The sequence below is a fragment of the Janibacter sp. CFPM2_SD2 genome, from assembly GCF_057364645.1.
This window is the reverse complement of the sequence record NZ_JBNFOF010000198.1, coordinates 1-5,768: the sequence shown is the minus strand read 5'-3', so window position 1 is coordinate 5,768 and position 5,768 is coordinate 1. Positions and strand designations below refer to the sequence as shown.

The 5,768-nt window shown below is 74.2% G+C and carries 8 protein-coding genes and 2 pseudogenes; 8 read left to right on the top strand and 2 right to left on the bottom strand.

The window, feature by feature from the left end; genetic code table 11:
- Positions 1-142 precede the first annotated feature (142 nt).
- The 6 genes and pseudogenes from AC2W7J_RS15130 (at position 143) to AC2W7J_RS15105 (ending at position 3,341) form a co-directional block, all read left to right on the top strand.
- The gene (locus AC2W7J_RS15130) at positions 143-391 is read left to right on the top strand and encodes a hypothetical protein (RefSeq protein WP_485983396.1); all 249 of its coding nucleotides are present in this window, start codon (positions 143-145) and stop codon (positions 389-391) included.
- On the top strand, positions 384-704 hold the full coding sequence (locus AC2W7J_RS15125) for a hypothetical protein (protein ID WP_255186078.1): 321 nt from the start codon (positions 384-386) through the stop codon (positions 702-704). Before AC2W7J_RS15130 ends, AC2W7J_RS15125 begins: the two co-directional genes overlap by 8 nt.
- Positions 701-799, top strand: a pseudogene (locus AC2W7J_RS15120) (ROK family protein); the annotation flags it as partial. The gene AC2W7J_RS15125 and the pseudogene AC2W7J_RS15120, both read left to right, overlap by 4 nt.
- Before the next feature lie 95 nt (positions 800-894).
- On the top strand, positions 895-1,659 hold the full coding sequence (locus AC2W7J_RS15115; RefSeq protein ID WP_485983394.1) for an ROK family protein: 765 nt from the start codon (positions 895-897) through the stop codon (positions 1,657-1,659).
- Positions 1,656-2,640, top strand: a pseudogene (locus AC2W7J_RS15110) (ROK family glucokinase). Before AC2W7J_RS15115 ends, AC2W7J_RS15110 begins: the two are co-directional and overlap by 4 nt.
- On the top strand, positions 2,637-3,341 hold the full coding sequence (locus AC2W7J_RS15105; RefSeq protein WP_485983392.1) for an endonuclease/exonuclease/phosphatase family protein: 705 nt from the start codon (positions 2,637-2,639) through the stop codon (positions 3,339-3,341). Before AC2W7J_RS15110 ends, AC2W7J_RS15105 begins: the two are co-directional and overlap by 4 nt.
- Before the next feature lie 6 nt (positions 3,342-3,347).
- On the opposite strand, the gene AC2W7J_RS15100 is transcribed toward AC2W7J_RS15105, so the two are convergent.
- Both AC2W7J_RS15100 and AC2W7J_RS15095 read right to left on the bottom strand, forming a co-directional pair.
- Complete coding sequence (locus AC2W7J_RS15100; RefSeq protein WP_485983390.1) at positions 3,348-3,497, bottom strand: hypothetical protein; 150 nt, start codon at positions 3,495-3,497, stop codon at positions 3,348-3,350.
- Positions 3,497-3,874, bottom strand: a complete 378-nt coding sequence (locus AC2W7J_RS15095) for a hypothetical protein (protein WP_485983388.1) — start codon at positions 3,872-3,874, stop codon at positions 3,497-3,499. Before AC2W7J_RS15095 ends, AC2W7J_RS15100 begins: the two co-directional genes overlap by 1 nt.
- 108 nt (positions 3,875-3,982) lie before the next feature.
- Here AC2W7J_RS15095 and AC2W7J_RS15090 point away from each other — a divergent pair, with 108 nt between their 5' ends.
- Together AC2W7J_RS15090 and AC2W7J_RS15085 are read left to right on the top strand one after the other, a co-directional pair.
- Entirely contained in the window at positions 3,983-4,792 is an 810-nt protein-coding gene (locus AC2W7J_RS15090; protein WP_485983386.1) for a lysophospholipid acyltransferase family protein, read from the top strand.
- Between the two features lie 3 nt (positions 4,793-4,795).
- A partial coding sequence (locus AC2W7J_RS15085) for a DUF5931 domain-containing protein (RefSeq protein WP_485983384.1) occupies positions 4,796-5,768 on the top strand: 973 nt, incomplete at its 3' end.

Genomic DNA, 5,768 nt, shown 5'->3' with positions numbered 1-5,768 from the left:
TCGCGTCTGCGGTCGGCGCCGCGCGCCGCGCCGACGCCGAGGTGCTCCTCGCGCTCATGGGACGGGACGCTCACGGCCGTCCATCCCGAGGGGCGGGGCCGGGTGTCGACGCGACCCTGCCGGCCCCGCCGGCGACCCCGGCGTGCGCGTCGAGCGTGCCGACGACGGCAGCGACGCCTGGCGCCTGCACATCGGGCTGCCCGGGGTGCGCGCCGCCGACCTCGACCTCGTGCGGCACGACGACGAGCTCGTCCTCGGGTGCGCCGGGGCGCAGCCGTCGGGTGCTGCTGCCCTCGGTGCTGCGCCGCTGCGACGTCGCCGCGCGGGCGTCGCCCACGGCGTGCTCACCGTGACGATGACCCCCGACGAGGCGGTGTGGCCGCGTGGCTGACGAGGACCTGCACGGTGACCCCCAGGACGTCGTCGTCCAGCTGCTGCGCGTGCTCTCCGAGGTCGACCTCGAGGGCCTGGGCGAGGACCTGCGCCACCTCGACGACGCGACGACCCGACGCGCCCTCACCGGCGCGAGCATGTTGGCCGAGGCGATCACCCGGGCGGCCTTCGGCTCCGACACCGTCGCCGGTGCCCTCGGGGTCACCCTCGACGAGGCGCCACCCCACGTGCCGCTGCGCTCTCGCGGCGAACGCATCGCGGTCCACGACGACGAGGCCGAGCAGAGCGGCGGAGAGGTGAGCGGGGCATGAGCGGCAGCGCGATCGGCATCGACATCGGGGGGACCAAGATCGCCGGCGCCCTCGTCGACGAGGCAGGCCGGATCACCGGGCGCGAGCAGGTCGCGACGCCCGCCGACGACACCGACGCGATCATCGAGGCCACGGCCGAGCTCGTGCGCACCCTCGAGCCGCCGCCGACGGCCCGACGGTCGGCGTCGGCATGGCCTGCGCGGCCTTCGTCGACGCCCGGGCCGGCCACGTGTGGTTTGCCCCCAACCTGCCCTGGCGCGACCTCGACCTCGCCGACGCGGTCGGCTCCGCGGTGGGTCGCGAGGTCGTCGTCGACAACGACGCCAATGCCGCCGCGTGGGGTGAGTACCGCCACGGCGCGGGCAGCGAGCACGACGACATGGTGCTCGTCACCGTCGGCACGGGCGTCGGTGGTGGCTGCATCGTCGACGACCGCCTGCTGCGCGGTGCCTTCGGCATCGGCGGCGAGATCGGCCACGTCGCCCTCGACCCGAGCGGACCCCGGTGCGGCTGCGGCAACACCGGCTGCCTCGAGGTCTTCGCCTCGGGCACCGCCCTGGTCCGCACCGCCCGCGAGCTGGTGACCTCCCCTTCGCCCCTGGGTGCCGCCCTGCGGGAGCGGTGCGGCGGCGACCCCGAGGCCCTGTCCGGCCGCGACGTCACCGAGCTGGCCCAGGCAGGCGACGGCGCCAGCATCGAGCTGCTCGACGACCTCGGCACCCGTCTCGGCCAGGGACTGGCCTCGATCTGCGCGGTCCTCGACCCCGGCCTCGTCGTCATCGGGGGTGGGGTCGCCGACGCCGGTGACCTGCTCGTCGAGCCGACGCGCAGGTCCTTCGCCCGCCACCTCATCGGCCGGGGCAACCGGCCCTCGCCGGAGATCCTGCGGGCCACCCTCGGCAACGACGCCGGCATCGTCGGGGCGGCGACCCTCGCCCGGGAGGCGAGCACGTGACGACGGGCGACGCGACGAGCCTGGGCATCGACATCGGCGGGACCAAGGTCTCCGGCGGCGTCGTCGACGGCGAGGGACGCATCCTCGTGCGCACCCGGCGCGACACCCCCGACCGCTCCAACGCACCGCGGGTCGTCGAGGACACGATCGTCGAGGTCGTCGACGAGCTGCGCCACCTCGCCGAGGACGCCGGCGTGACGCCGCCGGGCACCGTCGGGGTGGGTGCCGCCGGCTTCGTCGCGGCCGACCGCTCGACGGTCGTCTTCGCCCCGCACCTGTCCTGGCGCAACGAACCCCTGCGCGAGGCGCTCGGCGCCCGCCTCGACCTGCCGATCTCCATCGACAACGACGCCAACGCCGCGCTGTGGGCGGAGCACCGCTTCGGCGCCGCCCGCGGCACCACCCACGCGGTGATGATCACCCTCGGCACCGGCATCGGCGGCGCGATCCTCGTCGGCGGCCACCTCGTGCGCGGTCGCTACGGCATCGCTGGGGAGTTCGGCCACATGCAGGTCGTGCCCGGCGGGCAGCGCTGCGAGTGCGGCAACCGCGGCTGCTGGGAGCAGTACTCCTCGGGCAATGCCCTCGTGCGCGAGGCCCGCGGCCTGGCGATGGCCAACTCGCCGATGGCGACCGATCTGCTCGCCCAGGTCGGTGGTGACCCGGCCTCGCTCACCGGTCCGATGATCACCGAGGCGGCGAAGGGGGGCGATGCCATCGCCGTCGAGCTGCTCGCCGAGATCGGGCACTGGCTCGGCGTGGGCATCGCCAACCTCGCGGCCGCCCTCGACCCCGAGGTCTTCGTCATCGGCGGCGGCGTGAGCGCTGCGGGCGACCTGCTGCTCGCGGCCCGCCGACACCTTCGCCCGCCAGCTCACCGGCCGCGGCTACCGCCCGGCCGCACGGATCGTCGAGGCCCGCTTCGGTCCCGACGCGGGACTCATCGGCGCGGCCGCCCTGGGGGCGGAGGAGCAGGTGTGAGCCTGCGCGTCGCCTCCTACAACCTGCGAGGGCTCCAGGACGACGTCGCGGCGCTCGCGCGCACGGTGCGGGTCATCGACCCCGACGTGCTGTGCCTGCAGGAGGTGCCGTGGGTGGGTGCGGTCGACCACCGCATCGCCGACCTCGCGCAGCGCTGCGGACTCGTGTGGTCCGGTCGCAGCCAGCGGGCCGGGCAGACGAGCGTGCTGACCAACCTGCGGACCCACGTGCTGTCGGTGACCCACCACCGCCTGCCGACCCGCTCGTGGCGCGACAGGCGCGGCGTCGCGATCACCCGGGTCGCCCCCTTCGGCCGCACCTCGATCGCCGTCGCCAGCGTCCACCTCAGCCTCGACGCCGACGAGCGCCTCGCCCACGCCCGCGCCATCATGGAGCGGCTCGCGGCGGTGCCCGGGCCGGCGCTGCTCGCCGGCGACCTCAACGAGCAGGAGGACGGCGCGGCGTGGCAGCTCTTCGGGGCGGCGATGCGGCCGGTGAGCCCGACGGAGCCGACCTATCCCTCGGCGACGCCCGAGCGTCTGCTCGACGTCATCTTCGCCACGCCCGACGTCGAGGTGCTGCCGCACCGGGAGGTGCCGTGGGTGTGGGAGGACCTCAAGGCCGCGACCGACCACCGGCCGGTGTGGGTCGACGTCGAGACCTCGCCGCTGCCGGCGGGCGCCGCCACGTCGGGGGAGTGACGCCGGTCAGACCCGGGCGCCGTTCGTCGGGTCGTCGTCGCGACTCTCGGGCTGGCGCAGGACGAGGCAGACGAAGCCCCCGACGACCAGGCCGATGGCCACGGCGGTCGCCCAGCCGCCCACGGACGGGCGGGCGACGACGAGCCACACGAGCATCAGCGGGCCGAGGACGAGACCGAGCAGGGCGCCCCAGAAGAGCCGGTCGGTGCGCGGCGGCAGCGGGGCCGGGGGAGGCGGGGTGAAGCCCTCGCCGCGTCGGCACTGCCCGGGTCGTCGTCCTGACCGAGGAGCGCATCGGCGACCGAGTGGGTCGGGTCGACGCGCCACGGCACCTCGCGCGCGGGCTCGGTGCGGGGCAGGTGGTCGCGCACGTCGCCCGTGCTCTGCCGTCGAGGTGGGAGCGGACGCGGCGGATCGTCGGCGCGGTCGTGCTCGGGGGTGTCGGCCAGGGGCAGCTCGTCGTCCCAGCGGGCGACGATCGACGCGAAGGCCGCGTCGACGTCCTCCTCGTCTGGATGCTGTCGCTCCACCATGCCTGCTCCGTCGGTCCGTCCGCTCGTCCTCGCTCGTGGACAGTCTGGCACGCGTCACGGGGGCCGTCGTTACCGTAGAGTTCGCAGCGATCTGGAGGTGATGGAGCAGTGCTGTACTGGATTCTCAAGAGGATCGTCATCGGACCCGTGCTGAGGGTGCTCTTCCGACCATGGGTCGAGGGCCTGGAGCACATCCCCGAGGAGGGGCCGGCGATCCTCGCCAGCAACCACCTCTCCTTCTCCGACTCGATCTTCCTGCCCCTGGTCGTCGACCGCCGGGTGACCTTCCTGGCGAAGTCCGACTACTTCACCGGAACGGGCCTCAAGGGCTGGCTGACGGCGGCCTTCTTCCGTGGGGTCGGGCAGCTGCCGATCGACCGCAGCGGTGGCAAGGCGAGCGAGGCCGCGCTCCGCGCCGGCCTGCGCGTCCTCGAGGGCGGTGACCTGCTCGGGCTCTACCCGGAGGGCACACGCTCGCCCGACTCGCGCCTCTACCGCGGCCGCACCGGCGTCGCCCGCATGGCCCTGACGGCCGGCGTGCCCGTCATCCCGGTCGCGATGATCGACACCGACAAGGCACAGCCGACCGGCCAGATCGTCCCCAACATCCGCCGCGTCGGGGTCAAGATCGGCAAGCCGCTCGACTTCTCGCGCTACGAGGGCATGGAGGGCGACCGTTTCGTCCTGCGCTCGATCACCGACGAGATCATGTACGAGCTCATGCAGCTGTCCGACCAGGAGTACGTCGACATGTACGCCACGTCGATGAAGGAAAAGCTGCTCACCAAGGCCCGTCGCCGCGCCCGCGAGCTGCAGGAGGCGGCCCGTCCGGGCCGCGCCGTGCCCGAGCTCGAGGAGGGCCTCGACGCCGGCGACGCCAGCAACCCCTGGTCCGGCGAGGGCAAGGACGGTCTGTAGACCGTGGTCCTCGACCCCGGGGCGAGCGCGCTGCGGCGGCACTACAACCCGTCGCCGCTCATCGACAGCGCCGGAGGGCGAGGGCTGGCCCTCTACCGCTTCGTCGCACTCACCTATGCGGCCGTGCTCGTCGGCGTCCACCGCGAGCACGTCGAGCTGTGGTGGCCGATCATCGCGTGGTTCGTCGTCGCGCTCGTGTGGTCGGTGGTCGCGCCGCTGCTGCCGCGACCGACCCGCATCGCCATCGCCGTCGAGCTGGCCATTGCGTGCGTCGGCATCTTCCTCACGAGCGAGGTCTACGACCCCGTCGAGGTCAGCGCCGGCATCTCGACCGTCCCGGGCGTGTGGAGTGCCGCGTCGGTCATGGCCGGCGCGCTGCTCACCGGGATCCGCGGTGGGGTCCTCGCGGCGACGGTCATCGCCGCCGCCAACCTCGTCCAGGCCGAGCACCCGGGCCAGCTGACCTGGCACAACATCTTCCTGCTCTACATCCTCGGCATCCTCGTCGGGCTCGCCGTGCAGCTGGCCCGCGAGAGCCAGAAGCGTCTCGAGCAGGCGCTCGCGATCAGCGAGCGGCTCGCCGAGCGCGAGCGCATCGGCCGTGAGGTCCACGACGGGGTGCTCCAGGCCCTGGCGATGATCCACCGGCGAGGTCGTGAGATCGGCGGCGAAGGGGAGGCCCTGGCCGATCTCGCCGCCGACCAAGAGCGCTCCCTGCGCACCCTCATCACCCGCTTCGAGCCGGCCACCTCCGGGCCGACCGCCGTGCCGGCGGACGAGGGCGACCGCCGTGACCTCGCTGCCGGGCTGGCCTCCCTTCGCTCGGCCACCGTCGAGGTGGTCCTGCCCGCGGGGCCGGTGCAGGTGCCGCAGCTCGTCGCCCGCGAGGTCGAGGCCGCCGTCGTCGCGGCGCTCGACAACGTCGCCGGCACGTCGGTGACGGGCGGCGGGGCCTGGTGCTGGCTCGGACGTCCGT